Origin of the sequence: Pseudundibacterium arcticum (assembly GCF_042646465.1) — a bacterium.
GTDB classification, from domain to species: domain Bacteria; phylum Pseudomonadota; class Gammaproteobacteria; order Burkholderiales; family Burkholderiaceae_D; genus Undibacterium_A; species Undibacterium_A arcticum.
On sequence record NZ_JBHRTP010000071.1, the window covers coordinates 15,971 to 33,860 of the forward strand.

Consider the following 17,890-nt stretch of genomic DNA (forward strand, 5'->3'; position numbering starts at 1 on the left):
GTGAGTCCCAAAAACAGAATTAGTGGATGGTGATTAATTCACGATGACTTCTTGCGTATACGCCGTCAGTTCAGCTGACGCAGCGCGGTTGTCTTCGCATTTTTTCAGGCAAATCCGCTCGGCGGTCCAGATCAGCCCGGGCCGATAGGACTGCAGGGTCGACAATAGAAAGACCCATTCGGGCATCTGCTCCGGATCGGCAACAGACACAACGATGGAATCCTTGTTAATCCCAAGTTGAACCCGCACGGCTGGATTGCCGCGTGACAGCAGGTTGACGACTTCGGCGTAACCGGCGGCGTCCATATTTCGCTTGTTCATCTTGGGAGGCTGGTTCTTGGTGATGGCGTTGGCCGCCGATTGCGCTCCCGTGGAAATGACCTTGTTGATTTGCGTGGTGGCAAACCATATCGATAGTGCCGATAGCAACAAGGCCGTAGGGGCCACCAGGCTGATGTATCGACCCGCCTTCAAAAAAGGCCCGCCCATGCCGCCGAGCTTCGCGAGTGTGCCGCTCATTTTTTTTCTACCTTGATGATGTTGTTCGTCAAATCGCGATCGGCGACCGCCTCTCTTCCAAGAGCGGCGATGAAGTCCTGCGTCACCCAATCAGGCAAGGAAACGACGAATTTCTCCTTGTCGCCGGCCAGCTCATAGGAATTAATCCAGCCACCGGCTCGAACCACTGTGGCCGATATCTTCTGGATCTGTGCCAGCTGCTTCGAAAGCGGGGAGCTATGCTCGATCTTCGCAACCAGCAAGCCAAGCTCGCTCGCGTATTGGTCGTTGGTGCTTTTCAGCGATGTCGTAAAGGCTGCCGATGCCACATTTGCGATCAGACCCAGGCCCAGTGCAGCCACCGTGACGACCGTGCTCCACTTGATGACCTTGCCGGAAAATGCGTCGGCCAGATGGCGATGCCGTTCTGTAATCGACAGCATCGGCACCGGCGTGAACTGCTCCGCCATATACACCGGCAAGTCGAGGTCAGCGATGGCGCTGGCAACGGCATCCACGTTGTTCACCAGCAAGCGGAATTTCTCGCCATCCTGGATGACCGCAACCGATACCGAGCCCTTCGATAGCAGGTATACGCCATCGCCCTGATGCTCAGGATTATTCGGAAATGCCGCAGCTAACGGCGTCTCAAATGACGGAACCGACGCGAACGCGCTCGATATAGAGGCGAAGTAATACACGTACAGTCCATCCTGGCTGACCGATGTTAACAAGTGAAGATTGTCGGTACCCAATAAATCCCGGGCAATGTAAAAAATGGTGAGCTCGATGTCACGCTCATGATTCGGGACCCGCCCGGCAATCATGCCGGAATGAATCTGTTCAAAGTTGGCGGTGCTAAGCATTATTGACCTTTTAATCCGGACATCATCGATTCGTTCTGAATCCAGAGAACATAGAGCGAGACGCAAACCGACAGCATCGTGTATGCCGCCATCGCAAAAAACAGCATGATTCCAAAGCGTTTAGCCGACTTCTTGGCCATTTCGTCGCTACGCGTCGCGATAACGAAAAATGAATCGGCCAACTGCTTGCTATTGGTGTGGGCCGATACCAGCAGCTGATTGGAGTTGTCCAACAGCGGCTGTTTCAAAGTCGCAGCGACAGATTCTCCATTTTCGGCGCGCTTTTGCGCTTCCGACCAGTACGACATGACGCCAGGCACGCGGGTGCTTTTGCCGGCGATCGTCATGGCTACCGCAAGATGAACTCCCCCCTTAAGCAACGATGCTGCCACCCGGAAACTGCTGGCCACCGCACCGTGCTGGATGGCCAAGCCAAACGCAGGTATCTTTTGAACTTGGTCATCGACCCATTTGCGGAACGATTTGTCCTTGTCAAAATAGGAATACGTTCCGAGAATCGCCAGAAAGAACACCCCGACAGTCGCCCAGATCATGATGTCGTTCGACAGAAACGCATACTTGATCGCTGTTTTAAGTTCTTCCAGCTTCTCAGGCGCGAGGTTTTCTGGAATGTTCTTGGTCATACTCGGCAACATTCCATACCGATTGCCTAGCAATGAACTGACTGCCATGAACACTTCTATCGCGGCAAAGGTCCCCATCCCGATCATCAGCTTTGCTGTCGTTGCGCTTGACTGGAGGTGTTCTACGGCGGTGTTGATTGCCTCGGACAGCGTGCCGGTACGTTCACCAGCCTCCAGAATGGCCAAGGTACTTTCATCGAATGCGTTCAGTGCCTCAATAGCCTCCATGAAACTACCGCCGCGCTTGATGATCGCCAGTGCCGGGTTCAGCTGTGTTCGCACACTGCTGGTGTCCGATTCGATCACTGCTTCCAATGCCTTTGCGGCCGACATCGCGGAACAGTTGAAGTAAATTGCGCGCAAGAACTGCTCTTTATAGGCGCCGGTGATTTTAGAAAACAACCGGCTCCGCGGCTTCATCAGCTGGAAATTTACAGGTGTGCCGCCAAGCTCAATAATCTGGCCGACAATTGCGTTTTCGCTCTCGCCAACCATCATGGCCCGGTGATGGAACTGCCCACGATGAACCCGGTCCTCTGTGGCCGACAAATCACTGCGGTACGGCAGGATATAGTGGACTTTGTAGCTACGCAGTTGGCTAAACATCAGATGAACTCCTCATTCACCTGGCGCACAGCCGTGTCCAAGTCGATCACACCAGCCTCGGCAAGCCGGCCGAGCGTATCCTGACGCCGTTTGAGCGTCACGCCTTGCATGTCCTGCACATCGGCAAAGCTGCTACTGCCTTCGCTTATTTTTTTGGCAATATCGCGACGATAGTTCTCATCGATTGGGATCACCATCGTTTCATGTGCCGCAGCACGACCGTAATACCCGGTGTCGCGGCAACGCAGGCAACCTTTTTTCCGTTTAAGGTTGGCCCCCAGGGAGATGGGGACGATGCTTGCTCTGGCAACGGACAAGGCCGCCTCAACATCGGAGTGTGGCTCGGCGCAGGAACACAACCGCGGCACCAATTTCTGATTGACCACGACGCGCAGTGTGTTGGCCAACATGGACAATGCCTTGCTGCTGGACTCGCCTTCAACAAAAGACATGACGCGTTGGAATGTTTGAACCACATTGTCGGCGTGGATGGAAGCCAAAACTAGATGGCCAGACTGGGCAAACTGCAGTGCAGCGCCCATCGTATCGGCGTCGCGAATTTCGCCCAGGATGATGACATCAGGATCCTGCCGCAGCATCGACCGTTCAACATCCATCGATTGCTCGTTGAGCAATTGATTCAGCTGAATTTGGCGCATGAAGCTGACAACATACTCAACTGGGTCCTCCACTGTGATGATGTTGATGGCGTCACGCGGGAATTGCTGACTCAAGGCATACAACGAAGTAGTTTTGCCAGATCCGGTTGGGCCGGAAAATATCACCAACCCTCCGCGTTTGCCGTTGACCGTGGCAATTTTGCGGAACATCTCCGTCATATCGGGTTGATTGGGAAACAAGGCATCCAGCCCGAGCAGGGATTCTGGATCGAGCACGCGCAATGTCATGGTTTCGCCGCCCACGACCGGCTGAGTCGCTACACGAAAGTCGATTTGCCTGCCATGATTTTCAATGCTGACACGGCCATCCTGCGAGCGACGATCGTCGGAGGCGTCCATACCTGCCTCGGTCTTGATCTTCGTGAAAATCGCAGCCATGATGCGTGCCGGAATCAGGTGCGATTGGATGATGCGGCCGTCAATGCGATGGCTGATCCATGCCTTAGGATCTGGCTGTTTGTCGATGTGAATATCCGACGCACGCATGTTGACAGCATCGACTAGCATGGAATGAATAGCCTGTCGTAGCATGACGCCGTTGATTTCGGAAAGCTTCATCCGATCCAGCATCGCCTCAAACGTGTGCTCGGTATTTAAGACACCGGACAAGATGCTCGTGATCTCAGCGAGGTCGGTTGGTATGACTTTCACTTCCGCAGCAGGCACATAGCTCGATGCCCGGATTACCTCGATCTGCTTCGGTGTCAATGGTCTCGCCGACTTGATTTCCATGACGCCATTGTTGACCCGCAGTGGGAATACGAGATACCTCTTGCAGATCTGGACCGGCAGGAACAACTGGAACAAACTACTCTGGCCACCGGCTGAGTCCTGATCGATGACGCTTGAAATCTGCGCCTTGGAACAGAACCGGTTCATCACCAGAATCTGCTCAATGAAATATGCGCGACCAGATTCCAAATAGGCACGTTGCTGGCGAAGACAGATCTCCAGCTGCGCTTTTGTGACAAAGCCGGCCTCGATCAATGCACGACCAGTGGCCAGCGACTCATCATGGCCAGAGTGCATCTTTTTAGCAGTTTCGATATTCGACATTGCGACGCTCAATTGGTCGGGGGCGTGCTGACCATGGACGGGTTGGTCGACGGCTGCGCACTGGCGCCACCACCGTTGCGCGATTTGAGGTCTACCGAAATAAACTGCTTGTAGGCAGGATCGGACTTCTCAAGCACGATCGCTGGTGGAGCCGAAGCCGTCGAAGTTTCCACTTGCCCCAAAAAAGCGACTTGCCGTCGCGAATTCTTCTGCGACGCGCCATCTTCGGTGTAGTAGATGCACACGCGGTTTGCGGTGACCTTTGGTATCAGCGTGATGGCGTCGCCCACAAAATCAATCGGCTCGCCATCGGTGACGAACATGGTTTCGGTTTGAACAGCAGCTGCGGGCTTATTGATTTGCTGTGCGGCGTTGTACTGCTGCGGGGCCATTGCCATAGGGTTTTGCTGGGCGCCGACATTGACAGGCTGCGTGACAACGCCACGCCGAAGAATCGCCTGATTACCAACGATCGCCGACACATAGAACGTTGCCAGCTTGTCACGAACCTCGGCAAACGGCGTCTTGGCGTTGCCATTACTGCCATTCGCCTGAGGATAGGGAAGGTCCGACATTCCACGCGGCGCATAATTGGCCGGGAAGGGTGCAGGCACATCCTTGCCATCGGTCGCCTGTGTCGCCGGCTTGGCGCGACCTTGGGGCTGAATCAGCGGATTGGGGATTTGCATCTGCGCAAAGCTTGGGGATGATGCAAGTGTCAGGACCGCAAGCGACAACAGCGTAGGCGTAATTTTGTTCAAGATGGTATTCCGTTCGGTGTTGATGGCATCAATTGGCGGTCTTGGTTTTTGCCGACGCAAACGAGCCGGATGAAATGATGACTGTTGGTGCCGGGACGGTCGGTGGTTGGATCGCCGCCACGGCGGCCGGCAATAAGACCGGTTTCGGCGTGACGCCGATCAGTTGTGTGGTGGATTTAGCGACTTCTGCAGTCTTGTAGCCCTTACCCCGGAAATAAACGACTTTGGTTCGCAAGGTCAGGACCAACTCCGAGCGAGTGACCTCCTTGGATTTTCCGGTACCCGAGATGCCGCCGTTGGCATTGATCGTGTCGCGGTCAATAGTGATGCCACCCAATAGAATCATGTCTCCGGGACGCGCACGAATGACGGTATTGATGTCGCGGTCGGCCGTTTGGGGCAAGGTAAAATCCGTGCCTAGTGCCGTTACCTTGTCCAGCCGCGTAATTTCGGAGATCGACAGGCCAACCCGGGTATAGACCGTGTTATCGCTAAAATCACCGAAGAGGCCGAGCTCAAGACCGGTTTTCAGGTCCTTTGTTTCGGTGGTGACTTGATTGACAGAGGTGGAAAAGTTCGTGCCGACCTTTGAAATGAAGGTCGTGACTTGTCCGACCCGCAACGTGCCTTTGGTCCCGGAGATAACGGCCAATCGAGGGCGAGAGATCGCTTTGACACTGCCTTGTGTTTGCAGGAAATTAATGAGCGAATCGATAGAGAACCGAGCGCTCGACAGCACCAACCCCATTCCAAGAGAGGATTTGGTTGCGGTAATCGCGTTCCCGATCACATCCGCAACGGTATTGCTGGTACCGGTCGCTCCGTTCCCGGCTCCGCTGACATTCGAGACTCCGTTGAGAGCACCAGGTGTACCGGACCATCCCAACTTGTTCCACTGAATGCCGGTATCTGAGTTATCCTTCAAATCGACTTGAAAAATATTCACGTCATAGATGATCAGCGAGCGAGTCTCGCGGATTTTTTGTAAATAACCCTCAATCTTGGCCAGCGACTTCCGGTTGGTCTTGAATACCAGCGAACGGTTCATCCGATCGATGTAGGTATCTTTTGCGCCGAGGTATTGCAGTGTGTTGGTCAGCCCCGACGCGTTGTCTTCGCTCAGTGCCGGTGGCAACTCTACTACGAATTGCTGCTCTTGCTGAATGAAAAGTGTGTTTTTGCGTATGCTGTAAAAAAAGCCCATCGATTCCGACAGTTCTTCAAGCACTTCTTTCAGATTGCCGTGCACGTCGAACGCTGAGGTTGAACCAAATCGTTCGCTACCATTCACGCCACCCTCGATATTAAGCGTAAGGCCGGCATCCCGACCGATCAAACGAAGCGCATCGAATATCCCCGATTCTGTGATGGTGATTCCCTTCACCAGCCGGTCTGGCACTGGACCACTTTCGTCAATGGGGTGCAGCATGAATACGTCTTCGGCAGAGAATCCAGCGTCAAGATCCATCGACGTGGCCGCATCGCCTTCCTGCACCGCCGCCATGACGCTTGCATCCGTCGATGTCACGATCGCTGGCTCTGTCAGTGGGCGCGGAAATGATGCGCAACCAGACAGAAGCGCGACGATGGAAGCTGCCGCGAGCGGCCACTTCACTTGAGAAACCTTAACGTGTGTGGACATGAATGACCTTATCGCCTTCGTACATCGTAATTTGGACTTTATGGCTGTCCGGTAAGCATTCAACGAGACCCGAAATCGCGTCGACTAAGGAACCAAAAAATTCCTTTTGATTTTGGAATTGATAATTCGGTATGCCATCGTCCCAAGCCAACTCCCATTGCGCTGCCCGGGCCCAGGCTTTTAATACTTGCTTGATTGGAGAGCCAACGGTAGCCTGCCAAGAAATAGAAGTTGCCGCCCTTGGCTTGAACTCTGGCACCGGAACCGCCTTGCTTTCCACAGCGGACACATTCACGCTAGTGATGCTTTTTGACGGCACTACTTGATCGACGGGTGCGGTTACTGCAACACCTGCCCTAGTAGGTGTCGCATTACCCGTTGTATGTGAGCTTTCGCTTGGCGATGGAATGGAGTCAAGAATTGTTTGTCCATTAACTGTGAGTGTCCTTCTCGTCGGCGAACTACCATCTTGGCCATCGCCCGATCTGATCACCACATAATTCTGGGCGACAGACTCAGCCTTCCACCCTTCAATCGTTTCATCACCCGGAGCAATCGAGAAAATCACCCCCCTGTAAGCCATGTCGGCAGTCCATTTACCCTCGTAGCCATTTACTGCGAGCAGACGCAAGTCTTCAGGATTGGCGACGTCGCCAGCCCACCCATGTAGCGAAATGGCGATCCCGAAGATCAGAGCTAGGTATTGACCGAGTCGTGGCATTGTTAATTTATAAGCAATTTTTGGTATTTCAATGCTGCACGCATGAAGTTAAATGTGGATCGCGATGAACGCGCCTCCCAAGTTCTGCAGTACCCAAAGCACTGTCAGAATTCCCATTGCAAATTTTCAGTGAATATTCATGAAAATCAGCGGCGATAAACCGCTCAAATTGAGCCAATTTGCAGTCACATACCCGTAATTTTCAAATTCGAAGCAAGAATTGCGCTGAATTGATGGTCTTTTCGTGCCCAACCTTGCCCCGGCCGTGGGCTAATCTCCAGCATGACAAATAACTTCCTGGATAATCATGGCCACCAATTCGTTAAATCCCTCCCCTTCGCTTTCTCTTGCAGGGCACCCGCCTGAGCGGGGGCGTGCCGAGCATCCTGGATTCCCTATGTCCGTCGAAGATATGAACATTGAGGAGGTAGTTCCGATCAATCCCGTCAATAGTGGCCCGGCAATCGGGACGGTCGATATTGCCGGCGTCTCCGGGATGTCTGATCTCAATAGTCTTTCAGAGCAAATAACTCATGTCCTGCATTCCGGAGCAGTGTTTAGCGACATCTTCATTCACGAAGGAAGTCCGCTAATGTTGAAGCAGCCGAATCGAGTAGTGGCCGTCGCCGATACCTACGTTGAGAGACGGGCGCTTGAAGATTTCTTTCAGATTCTCGATCCCCAATGGCGAGAAAAGATTAAGGTCCGCGCCATCGACAAGGGTGTCGATTTGACCGACTTTCGAATCAGGGCCAACTTCTTTTCCTTTCAAGGCCGAAAAGGGTTGGGAGCCGTAGTTAGGAGATTTCCGAGGGAGCCGGTGCCACTGACGGAGTTGGGATTGCATCAGGATGCCCAAAAATTTGCGCAACTCCGGCACGGTTTGGTACTGATCATCGGAGATACCAGCCAAGGGAAATCAACCACCCTGGCGTCCATACTGGACGAAATCAATCGGACACGATCGGGGCATATCGTCACCGTGGAAGATCCCGTGGAGCTGCTGATCCCGTCTAGGAAATGCATGATTACTCAGCGTGAGGTTGGTCCCGATGCAGACGTCGAGAGCTTTTATCATGGCACCCGTGACAGCCTGCGGCAGCGGCCGGAAGTCGTGATGATCGGCGAAATCCGGGATATGGAGACTGCACTTGAAGCGGTGGCATTAGCCGAATCCGGACCTCTGGTTTTTGCTACTCTGCATGCCAAGTCCACTGAATTCGGATTGATGAAGATGTTGCGGCTACTCGGTGACACAGAAAATCAAGCGCAAGCTTTGGCGCAAACGCTGCGCGGCACAATCTGTCAGGCCCTGATTCCGTCTCTGAATGGGGAAGCATGGCACCTGGCCAGTGAGGTGATGACCGTCAATCACGATCTAGCACGGATGATCGAGCAGCGGAACCTCTCTCGCATCCGACCGATGATGGATTCAATGGCCCATCAAGGGTGTCACCTTATGAATACAGATCTGTTGGCGCTGTATGACAACGGGCAGATTCGATTCGAGGATGCGCGCCGCGCAACAACGGACCTGCCCAAGTTTTCGGCACAGTTCAAACCTCGCAACTAATTTCGAACTCACCAAAACCTGAACCGCCGTTTCAATTGGCGGTTTTTTTGTTGCGGGAGGATGTCAATTTGAGCTCGTAACTGTATGGATTTGGCTTGGAACAGGCCTTGACATTTAAAATTGATCTGTAGAATTGCACTGTAGCAACAAATACTAATAACTTTGAAAGGTCGTAACCATGAAAAAATTGATTGCTCTGACCGCGTGCGCTGCTCTCTTCGGTTGTGGCGGCGGCGGCAGTAGTGCGTCCTCAGCCACACCTACGCCAACCCCTACGCCGTCCGGTCAGCACCCGATCGACCCATTTACTGGCGCTGCGGTCACCGGCACCACGGTCACCACCATTTCTGGTGTTGTTATGTCGACACCAGTAGTCGGCGCGACCGTAACCGCTTATTTGGTGAACTCAGATGGCACCAATGGTCAGTCTTTGGGTGTAACTGCTACACCGACCGGCGCTGACGGTAAGTTCAACCTTTCTATGACCCAAGCACCGAGCGGGATATTCCGTCTGGTCGCTACGGGCGGCTACTTCATTTCGTCAGTAGATGCCACCAAGCAGACGAACGTCTCGATGGAACTGTTGGCGCCCTATGCGTCGACCGACTACAACTTCTTCGTAATTACGCCGATTACGCACGTGGCTTCCCAAGTTGCAACTCTGAAAGCTGCGAAGGGCGAAACACTGGCCCTGGCTCTGCTCCACGGAGAGCAAGCGTCAATCGGTCTTGGTGTCGGCAATTTTATTCTTAAGAATGACCTTACGGCACGGGAAGACTTATCTAAGACGGTCCCTGGTTCTGTCGACGATACCCTGTTTGCATATAAGGACGTGCTCGCCGCTATGGAAGGTTTCGGAGTTAAATTCGATCTCCCTTCTTCCGAAGTGCTTCGCATTGCTAGCCTCAGTGCCCAAGGCGGCTATCAGATGAACGGCATTGATGGAAATGGGGCTCCCATCATGGCCGGAAAATGGGTCTCAGGGATATTCACTAACGCGTCTCCAATCCTGCTCGACCTCTTGATGACACCTCGGAATCCGGACGGTACCCTTCAGACGTCCCATGACTCGGTGCAGAACGAGGTCGCCTTGGATCGGATGCGGGACGTATATCACTATGCCTCCTGTTTGAATTCGGCAGCGCGCCCGGCATACACCCTCCGTTACCCCGTAGAGAGCGCTACCTTTGATGCCAACCCGACGTTTGAAACTCTGGCTTGTCAAACTGAAGCTGTCGTAGCGCAATCCATCGCGACGAAGTTGACAACAAACAACCGATCGAAGATGAAGTAACGAAACTTGCTCAAAAAAATAGCGCCGAACTGAACCGGCGCTATTTTATTTATTGTTTATGGTAAGTAGTGATGTAATAAGCTCCGCCATCATTACTGGCTTGGCAAGTCCCTGAACCATCATCGAACCGTCGATCTGCTGCGTAGATAACATCAAACGTAGCGGACTGCGCCGCATCGGGATACATATATCTATTGAATCGAATAGAAGCTGGCCGTAGGCCCGCGTAATTAGCATCACAACCACTGGTCTGGTCCCCAACGGTACAAGGGGTTGTCCAGTTTACCAAAGTACATGTGCCACCCGTCCTACCTGTGTAACCCATTTGCGTTGGGACAATGCTGTGATTTCCAATCGAATCAGTCACATCCGTCGCGAGAAATTTTCCATTGACCTGATTGGCACGACCAAAAATTTGCGAGTCGGCTACAGGAACGTAAGTAACATATGCTGAGCCAGTGTCGGCTTGCGTGGCTTTCCAAATTCCACTGACACAAGCATATGATTGACCGGTCCCATCACGCGCTAGGGTCCCGTCAGGATTGCAAAAGCCACCCGGGTTTATGACGCCGCCGACGCCGATATAGGAATTCGAAGTTAGCTGCATTGCAGATACGGTCTTTGCAGCAAAAACATTCCCCTGTGCTGTTACATCGCCCGATGATTGAACTTGCGACCCAAGCACTGTACCTGTCGCCTGAACATTATTTGCAGCTACGACATTCACGCCTGAAACAGTTTGGCCAGAAACGTTGTTGCCGGCAGCGATATCTCCAGAGGTCGCTAATGACGCGCCGCTGATCCAACTTGCCACTTGCGCATAACCGTCCGAAACCAAGCCGGCTGCGGTGTGCACGATACCGCTAGCGGTGACATTGCCCAGCGTCGCGTCTGCCGCTTTGATGTTACCCGTCAGCGTCGCGGTATTTCCTTGCAACGTATTGATATACCCGTTCGTTGCGGCGAGGTTTTGAGTTGTTACTGTGCCGGTTGCGGTCATATTCGAGACACCAGTCAGATTATGCCCGCCACCCTTGAAATCGGCACTCATCTGATTCCCACCGTCGGTGCGCAAGAACTTGGCCAGCACGCTGGCGCCGTATCCACCGCGCATGGCAACCACACCAGCCTGACCGACCGGATTTGCAATACCCGCTCCCCAGCTGTCGTTGTACCCCTTGAATACACCGGGATTCTCTCTCGGTGAGTACCCTGCCTGCGCACCAATCGCCTTAACCACTCTGCCGGCGCCCGCTTCGTCCACATTGTTGGATGTTGCCTGCATGAACGGCTTAGAGGCCACCGTCATCCAGTACAAATCGCACGATCCCGGAGCACAACCGGCTGGCACCTTCTGGATCGTCGTCAGCATGTCACCGCCAGGTAGGCGGCTTTGATTAAACCCGGGAGGTAACATCCCGAGCGAAACGAGCTCCTTAACGGTCGGATGGTAGGGATCGGTAACGCCGGCGATGGCTGTTCCGTCCAGAAGCTCAGTGGCGAACTTGGTTTCAAAGTTGTCTACTGCGTTCCCGTACTGACCGATGGCGACTGCCGCGGCATCCAGTGACTTGTAGTTGGAAGTGGCATACTTGATCGCGTAGCCAGCAGAGGCCACCGTCGCGACAATTGCAGCCACGGCGATCAACTCGACGAGTGTATATCCCGACTGAGAACGGTTTTTCTTAATTTCATACCGATGAGTCATTGTTATCTCCATGGAAAATGGAAAATCCCTCGCGCATAAGCAAGGGATCGCCTGACTGCAGATTTTTTTTGGCTGCTTGTGCTTAGGATTTCAGTCGTACAAACTCGACTGTGTTTCCTGCCGCCGTATTGGCGCAGGCAGCCGACAGAGCAGCATCCTTCACGACGGTATCGGTGACATCCTTGACGACCTGGCCATTGACTGTTGTGCGTGCAAAGGAGGCACCCTGTGCTTTCACATAGTTGAGGCAATTCTTTTCATCGATGTTGGTCTGAGTAGCACTGACTGCATCGTTTGGCGAGTTGAGGGATGCCGGCGCGTAAACCGTCGTACCGCCGAATTTCGTCTTGATGGTAGATGGCATCGAGATGGCATCAGCCGCCACACCCCCGTTGCGAATGACGATGTCGTTGGAGATAGCGGAGGTGTCCTGACTCGTTGCAAGGTAACCCAACGCCTTTTCAAAGCCCAAATTTAGACGGTCGATCTCCGCCGATGTCTTCCCGTCGCCACGAAGTGCGTTGATTACGCCAACCAGCGCGGCCAACGCCAAAGCGACGATTACGGCTCCGACAACGAGCTCGATCAGGGTGACACCTTTTTGACGAGGCAGAGACTTGAATTGTTTGACCTTAATTTGAGACATTTTCATTTCGGTTTCCTTTACTGAATAAGAATGGTGAATCAGGAGTGAATCAAGTTAGAACTGCGTTGATTGGCTAAATGCCATTAATTTCGTGGAAAGGGTCAAAGTGTCATAGACCAGCCAACCGACAACCGACATGCCGATTACCTTGATCACGTTTGCTATTAGTACGACATTGATCTTCACTACTAGAAGCAAATCGTCAACGTTCTCAAAGCCAATGCGCTGCATAGCATATTCAAGTTTTCCTGAATTATTAAAGCTCATCAGCTGCTCGATCACGGGGCTCGGAAGAAGACCTGTATCAAGAGCACCGACAGTAACCTGCCCGTCGGCGTCAAGCCCGCCCACCAAGGGGAAACCGTCTGCGATCCGCTCGCGCATCAGCTCTAGGTGCCAACGCATGTATTTGCATTCGCGCTCGATCACGATGGAAAGCACTTCGTCGATCTGAACTCCGTTTCTGATCAAGCCAGAAAATATGATCAGCAACTCTCCCGCCTTCTTCAACCGGAAAATATTGAAAGGAGGCACAAAGAGATCCAGAATCGCGCGAGCACTGCCAGTCAGATTGAAAAGGCCCCACCAAACCGCATACGACAGGGCTGTTGCAAGAATCAGAACAACCCAGACATGATCGTTTGACCACGTCGCCACCGGCATTGCAAACTGATAGCTGGTGCCCAAGCCGCTTAATGGAATCAGTCCAATAAATTCCGGCACAATGGTAAGTCCAAAGAAGAATGTCGCCGCCGCTGCGATGAAAATCATAGTGACCGGCCACCACAAGGTCTGAAAAATCAAGGCGTTGATCCTAGCCATCGACTGATTGAGGAATCTCGCTGTGCGGACGCCCTCGATCACGTTATTCACTCGTTCGCCGGCCTGAATCATAAGAATGTTCAGATTGGACAAGATCCCTTCCCCGCTGTCCGAAAACGATCTGCCGTCCGCGAAGCGATCTGCCATTTCGGTGTACACAGGGGCGAGAAAAGAGCCTTGAGACTGAGCCGCAGCGCTTCTTGACTTCATGAATCGCCCCAGCACGACACTCAACTCAAGTTGCTGAATCAACTCGCCGAAAAATTGGTCAACCTTCGAGCGGAAAAAAATCGACCGCAGCTGAAATATGAAACGATCTAACATGCCACTCCCTTGCGCATGTGCTTTTGCTGACTTTCGTATAGTTCAAAGGGTGCAAATACAGACTCGATCTCCCTCGGATCGACCCTGCCATCTATCATCTTCTTGATCGCTACCTCCATCGCCGTTTTCCCGGTCGTGTCGCTGTCATGCAGTACAGAACGGCGGCTACCAAATTCCCGAATCCCCTCCAGAACCTGACGATTGCGCAGTAAAAGTAAGGTATCGTCGTCAGGCAACCACATTGACGCGGCAACTTCTCGCTTCGCGATACCAGGGATCGGACTAACGGCGCGGCAAATTGAGCAACCATCCGGGTTCCGGAAGCGGACTAAAGAAAGGTCGCATTTGACGGTCCGTTCGAGACTTCGCATGTAGTCTGCGGAAATTCCCGCCGCAGAGTGCGGCAATCCGCATTCTGGGCAAACAACTTGGACGAGGTTTTGAAATACGCAGAGCGTTAAATTGTCAGGCGTAGACAGAAATCCACGGTCGATCCCGAGCTGGTCGGAAGCCAGTCGTTCATAGATACCGATCGGTGAGTCAGCGTGAACCGTCGTCAGTGACTTGTGACCAGATTGAAGCAATTGTTGGAAACCTGATGCGGATTCACGGCCACGCAATTCGGATACCAGCGCAATATCGGGATCTAAGCGCAACATTGATTTGATGATCCCGTTAATTGCGGTGTCAACGCTTTCACCGTCGCGTACCACAACCGGTATCTGCGTGACGCCCGCAAGATCACCCTCGATCGGGTCCTCGATAGAAATGGAGATTTTATTGTCGGTACAGATCCACCCCATGATGTTGTACAGGGTATTTGTCTTGCCCGAACCGGTTTGACCAGAAAGAACGATGGAACCGCCATTCTTGAGGCTGGCCAGCGCGAGGAGTTGGGCTTGGTCATCGTGGTAGCCGCGTCGCAGCATATCGCTCTTGAGCGTCTGCCCTTTCTTTACCTTGTCTCCCGACATCCACAAGATACGCATAGCCGAATGAAATCCACTCTGGCTATTGGTAATCTCAAAACGCAACTTCAACGCTTCCGTCTTACCCCCAACCTCGATGTCGATCGGAAAAGCCGCTCGCTGTTGAGACTGGTAAGTAAGCACCGAACCGGTGTTGGAGCCCGATTCTGACTGCGTTTGGAACTGGGCATTGAGTAAGGCCTGCAGTCGATCGTAGGACAGTTCGATACCGCTATTGACGACTGTGCCAAGTACCCTAAATTCAATTCGTGGATTCTTGCGGTCACCGCGAAAATGAATGTCAGATGCGTCCTGTTCCACTGCACGACGTACTACTCTCAGAAAGTCGTCGAGAGTTTCGCTTTCAGCCTGTTTGGCCACTGCACCCTGCGTGCTGTCCTTCTTGGTGACCTTTTCGAGCGCAGTCTTCAATACAATTTGACTGACCAGGTATTTCTCGACCTTAAAGGCGGAGCGCCCTTCTACGTTGTTAAGTAGGACGTTAAAAGCCAGATCGTCATCCAACATCCCCTTGGTAACCAGCAAGGCGAGAACGGTTTGGCTTTTCTGAATAATCAAGTAGTTGCGCTGTCCCTTTCCAGCAAATTGAGACATTTCGCGCTCGACCGGCACAATTCGGGCCTTTTGCCAGTCCACATTCAGCGCTTCCTCGTTGGTGACTTCAGAACTGGTCCAAGTTTGCCTTACCTTGCGCTCGTTGGGCGGTGTCAACTGTGGATGCTGTACCAGAGCCAATGGAGGCGCCGGATGGACTTCAGGCCGCTTGCTACCTAAAGGAGGAATCTCTGGACCACGAGCGCTCTCAACGCTGGCGCTGGCGCTGCGTCCGGCATCCTTGAAGAAAGTCCCCAACATTCCAGGCTTCATGGTTTTTCCTGTGTGAATTTTTAGCGCAGAGGGATCGGCGGCAATATCGCCAGAGGATTGCTATTCTGTGTTTTGGCGAACGAGCTTCCGGTAATAGGCGAGTTCGGGTTGAAGTTGGCTACTGAATAATCACGCGCAATAGTCTTGATGCACAGAGAGACAATCCTGGTTTCGTTCTCAGCGATAGCCTTACGCTTACGTTTCACATTGATTGGAACGCGTTTGCTCATCTCTACACAACGGTCTTTAACATCGGTCATGACCCACCCTTCTATGTCCATTCCCTTTCTAATCGAGTTGATTTCACCCCGAAAAACGATCTTGGCCTCAACATCGCTTCCCACACCGAACAATCCTGTCAGAGTCATATCCTTGATCGAATCGCGCGCTACCGGCTTGAAATACACGGCCGGCTGCTGCGTTCCAGCAGTCAGTGAAGGACCGCCTGGCGAGTCGGACTTCCCTACCTTGTCTTTCTCCAACCCCTCCTTGAGGGACTTCGCCAGACTGGCCTTTTGCAGTTCGTGAATTTCTTCCATCGTAATTGCCTGAGCCACCATGGAAAGACACAGAAGGCCGATCGCACACCATAGATGTTGTAATTTCATTTTTTTGCCTGTATCTACGATTAATTCGTAGCGCTGTCGATTCTGGCCGGCTGCGCGGTTGTAGGATTAGTTGCGGCGCTTTGCACCGGATTCGTCGACGTTATCGGCCGCGTTGCACCTGGGCCAGGACCGTGTTGAGCCGGCGCCGGTATTGTCGCGGTCGCTTTGTGAACGTCAGTCGTAAAGAAGTAGCCATTTGCCTTGAACATGATGGCTCCCTTTTCCGAAGTAAAGCTGATGTTTTCTACGAATGCGGAAGGAGGCATGTCATAGAGAAGCTCATACAGAGCATAGGAACCGCTGATCGACCAGTCCCCCTTTTTAATTTCGAATGGCGATGAACCGACCGATGGTGCCTGCTGGCCATCCGAAGCCGGGATTGCTGTTGGTGCCTTGTAGCTGTGAGCCAACTTCATATCCTCGACCACACGCAATTGCTTAATCACCAAATCAGTCGATACCTTTGGCGCAAACATATCTTGAAGATTTTGAGGCGGTATTATCCCAGCGATTGGATCGGTCTTCAGCATCAATGTGCGTTTTGCTAGAACCGAATCAACAGAGTGCTCAACGTCCGGGTATTCCTCCTCTGTAAGAGGCGATTTTCCTGCCTCAGCAGAGCGCGAATACTCCACTGCACATGTTGGAGGTGGTTTACTTACAGGCTTAGCGGCGGGAGCGGCGACCGGTACAAATGTACAATCGAATTTGGAGAATTTCCAACCTCGTTCATAAGCCTCAAGGGACTTGTATTCCTTAAAGATTCGCTGCGCTGCAACCTGAGCTGACACCCTTTGTGGGCCATTATTAAAATACTTGACGAACTTGTCGGTATATACCTGGTCCGGTTTGGGCTGATTTTGAGCGATTAACCGCTGACGCTCGATCTCCGCGAGTCTCTGCTTCTCTTGCTCTTGCCGGTACAGGTAATACCCGGCCGCGGCAGCGGCCACAAGCATGCCAAAAAAGCAGATGCCTAAGACCGCGACCGTTCGCGAAGCAAGACCATACTGCTTCATAACCGCGTCAGCTGGAACATTTTCAGGAAATAGAGTTGCAAGCGAAGTCGCTCTGACAGACGTAAATTCCTGAATGTGCTCCCCAAAGCTGTTGAAACCCTGATCGTTGTAATTGACCACGTGGATGATTGCATCGTGACCGCGGTCGCTGAAAATCTCAGCCAATGTTGCCGACACATCGCCAAGCCGCACCATGCGGTCCCCACGCTTTGCCGGCAAGCCGTTGACGAGGGCCCCAATCCACGCGCGCATATTACTAACGTCTTGGTTCTTACTGGAATCGCCCTGCACCCAAACAATCGCTTGCGAGGTTCCCTCTTCCGATCTCGTTGAGGCGAACCACGCGAGTGCACTAATAGTTTTTTTCGGAACACGAGCCTTGCCCTTGACAGAAGTCAGGCCCAACAAAGTACTAAACTGCCCGCGTCGTTCAAGTGTATGCGTAGGGCGTCCTGACTTAATCAGCTTAGCTATGTTTTTCTTCAGAGTTGACGGCTCGCCAGACAGGTCGAACCAATCAATTCCTAGAACTACCGGTGTCCCGTGGATAGTGTCGAATTTCATCG

At 52.8% G+C, this 17,890-nt stretch carries 15 protein-coding genes and 1 pseudogene; 3 read left to right on the top strand and 13 right to left on the bottom strand.

Annotated features, from left to right (window positions below; genetic code table 11):
• Positions 1–33 precede the first annotated feature (33 nt).
• Genes ACFOFO_RS19765 through ACFOFO_RS19785 form a run of 5 tightly spaced genes read right to left on the bottom strand, consistent with a single transcriptional unit; the run spans position 34 to position 5,039 of the window.
• A complete protein-coding gene (locus tag ACFOFO_RS19765) occupies positions 34–519 on the bottom strand; it encodes a hypothetical protein (protein WP_390328521.1) in 486 nt (161 codons plus the stop codon).
• Positions 516–1,430, bottom strand: coding sequence for a hypothetical protein (locus ACFOFO_RS19770; protein ID WP_390332527.1), 915 nt, complete (start codon positions 1,428–1,430; stop codon positions 516–518). Before ACFOFO_RS19770 ends, ACFOFO_RS19765 begins: the two co-directional genes overlap by 4 nt.
• Positions 1,364–2,614 (bottom strand): type II secretion system F family protein, encoded by a 1,251-nt coding sequence (locus ACFOFO_RS19775; RefSeq protein WP_390332528.1) that lies wholly within the window; start codon positions 2,612–2,614, stop codon positions 1,364–1,366. The genes ACFOFO_RS19770 and ACFOFO_RS19775 overlap by 67 nt, the downstream gene beginning before the upstream one ends.
• Complete coding sequence (locus ACFOFO_RS19780; protein WP_390328528.1) at positions 2,614–4,350, bottom strand: GspE/PulE family protein; 1,737 nt, start codon at positions 4,348–4,350, stop codon at positions 2,614–2,616. Before ACFOFO_RS19780 ends, ACFOFO_RS19775 begins: the two co-directional genes overlap by 1 nt.
• Before the next feature lie 8 nt (positions 4,351–4,358).
• Positions 4,359–5,039 carry a hypothetical protein gene (locus tag ACFOFO_RS19785; RefSeq protein WP_390328531.1) on the bottom strand — a complete coding sequence of 227 codons (681 nt, stop codon included), beginning with the start codon at positions 5,037–5,039 and terminating at the stop codon, positions 4,359–4,361.
• 94 nt (positions 5,040–5,133) lie between these two features.
• On the opposite strand from ACFOFO_RS19785, the gene mprA reads away from it, so the two are divergent.
• A complete protein-coding gene (mprA, locus tag ACFOFO_RS19790; protein ID WP_390329403.1) occupies positions 5,134–5,184 on the top strand; it encodes an MprA protease, GlyGly-CTERM protein-sorting domain-containing form in 51 nt (16 codons plus the stop codon).
• A 237-nt stretch (positions 5,185–5,421) separates the two neighbouring features.
• Here the strand turns inward: mprA and ACFOFO_RS19795 are convergent.
• Both ACFOFO_RS19795 and ACFOFO_RS19800 read right to left on the bottom strand, forming a co-directional pair.
• Positions 5,422–6,753 (bottom strand): annotated as a pseudogene (locus ACFOFO_RS19795) (type II secretion system protein GspD); the annotation flags it as partial.
• A complete protein-coding gene (locus ACFOFO_RS19800; RefSeq protein WP_390332531.1) occupies positions 6,737–7,474 on the bottom strand; it encodes a TcpQ domain-containing protein in 738 nt (245 codons plus the stop codon). The gene ACFOFO_RS19800 and the pseudogene ACFOFO_RS19795, both read right to left, overlap by 17 nt.
• Positions 7,475–7,781: 307 nt before the next feature.
• On the opposite strand from ACFOFO_RS19800, the gene ACFOFO_RS19805 reads away from it, so the two are divergent.
• Entirely contained in the window at positions 7,782–9,047 is a 1,266-nt protein-coding gene (locus tag ACFOFO_RS19805) for a type IV pilus twitching motility protein PilT (RefSeq protein WP_390332534.1), read from the top strand.
• Positions 9,048–9,225: 178 nt separating this feature from the next.
• Positions 9,226–10,341, top strand: coding sequence for a hypothetical protein (locus ACFOFO_RS19810; protein ID WP_390328543.1), 1,116 nt, complete (start codon positions 9,226–9,228; stop codon positions 10,339–10,341).
• A 49-nt stretch (positions 10,342–10,390) separates the two neighbouring features.
• Here the strand turns inward: ACFOFO_RS19810 and ACFOFO_RS19815 are convergent, their stop codons facing one another.
• The 6 genes from ACFOFO_RS19815 to ACFOFO_RS19840 all read right to left on the bottom strand — a co-directional run bounded on the left by ACFOFO_RS19815 (position 10,391) and on the right by ACFOFO_RS19840 (position 17,888).
• The gene (locus tag ACFOFO_RS19815) at positions 10,391–12,049 is read right to left on the bottom strand and encodes a prepilin-type N-terminal cleavage/methylation domain-containing protein (protein ID WP_390332536.1); all 1,659 of its coding nucleotides are present in this window, start codon (positions 12,047–12,049) and stop codon (positions 10,391–10,393) included.
• A gap of 82 nt (positions 12,050–12,131) precedes the next feature.
• Entirely contained in the window at positions 12,132–12,701 is a 570-nt protein-coding gene (locus ACFOFO_RS19820; RefSeq protein ID WP_390328546.1) for a type 4 pilus major pilin, read from the bottom strand.
• Positions 12,702–12,749: 48 nt separating this feature from the next.
• On the bottom strand, positions 12,750–13,841 hold the full coding sequence (locus ACFOFO_RS19825; RefSeq protein WP_390332538.1) for a type II secretion system F family protein: 1,092 nt from the start codon (positions 13,839–13,841) through the stop codon (positions 12,750–12,752).
• Positions 13,835–15,697, bottom strand: coding sequence for an ATPase, T2SS/T4P/T4SS family (locus ACFOFO_RS19830; protein ID WP_390332540.1), 1,863 nt, complete (start codon positions 15,695–15,697; stop codon positions 13,835–13,837). The genes ACFOFO_RS19825 and ACFOFO_RS19830 overlap by 7 nt, the downstream gene beginning before the upstream one ends.
• A gap of 20 nt (positions 15,698–15,717) precedes the next feature.
• On the bottom strand, positions 15,718–16,305 hold the full coding sequence (locus ACFOFO_RS19835; RefSeq protein WP_390328555.1) for a hypothetical protein: 588 nt from the start codon (positions 16,303–16,305) through the stop codon (positions 15,718–15,720).
• Between the two features lie 20 nt (positions 16,306–16,325).
• Positions 16,326–17,888: a hypothetical protein gene (locus ACFOFO_RS19840; protein WP_390332541.1), complete on the bottom strand. Its 1,563-nt coding sequence runs from the start codon at positions 17,886–17,888 to the stop codon at positions 16,326–16,328.
• Positions 17,889–17,890 lie beyond the last annotated feature (2 nt).

Bases quoted from the DNA above. Each gene is read 5' to 3' on its own strand.
- ACFOFO_RS19765 (WP_390328521.1), bottom strand. From the start codon at position 519: ATGAGCGGCACACTCGCGAAGCTCGGCGGCATGGGCGGGCCTTTTTTG.
- ACFOFO_RS19775 (WP_390332528.1), bottom strand. From the start codon at position 2,614: ATGTTTAGCCAACTGCGTAGCTACAAAGTCCACTATATCCTGCCGTAC.
- ACFOFO_RS19780 (WP_390328528.1), bottom strand. From the start codon at position 4,350: ATGTCGAATATCGAAACTGCTAAAAAGATGCACTCTGGCCATGATGAG.
- ACFOFO_RS19785 (WP_390328531.1), bottom strand. From the start codon at position 5,039: ATGCAAATCCCCAATCCGCTGATTCAGCCCCAAGGTCGCGCCAAGCCG.
- ACFOFO_RS19800 (WP_390332531.1), bottom strand. From the start codon at position 7,474: ATGCCACGACTCGGTCAATACCTAGCTCTGATCTTCGGGATCGCCATT.
- ACFOFO_RS19805 (WP_390332534.1), top strand. From the start codon at position 7,782: ATGGCCACCAATTCGTTAAATCCCTCCCCTTCGCTTTCTCTTGCAGGG.
- ACFOFO_RS19810 (WP_390328543.1), top strand. From the start codon at position 9,226: ATGAAAAAATTGATTGCTCTGACCGCGTGCGCTGCTCTCTTCGGTTGT.
- ACFOFO_RS19815 (WP_390332536.1), bottom strand. From the start codon at position 12,049: ATGACTCATCGGTATGAAATTAAGAAAAACCGTTCTCAGTCGGGATAT.
- ACFOFO_RS19820 (WP_390328546.1), bottom strand. From the start codon at position 12,701: ATGAAAATGTCTCAAATTAAGGTCAAACAATTCAAGTCTCTGCCTCGT.
- ACFOFO_RS19825 (WP_390332538.1), bottom strand. From the start codon at position 13,841: ATGTTAGATCGTTTCATATTTCAGCTGCGGTCGATTTTTTTCCGCTCG.
- ACFOFO_RS19830 (WP_390332540.1), bottom strand. From the start codon at position 15,697: ATGAAGCCTGGAATGTTGGGGACTTTCTTCAAGGATGCCGGACGCAGC.
- ACFOFO_RS19835 (WP_390328555.1), bottom strand. From the start codon at position 16,305: ATGAAATTACAACATCTATGGTGTGCGATCGGCCTTCTGTGTCTTTCC.
- ACFOFO_RS19840 (WP_390332541.1), bottom strand. From the start codon at position 17,888: ATGAAATTCGACACTATCCACGGGACACCGGTAGTTCTAGGAATTGAT.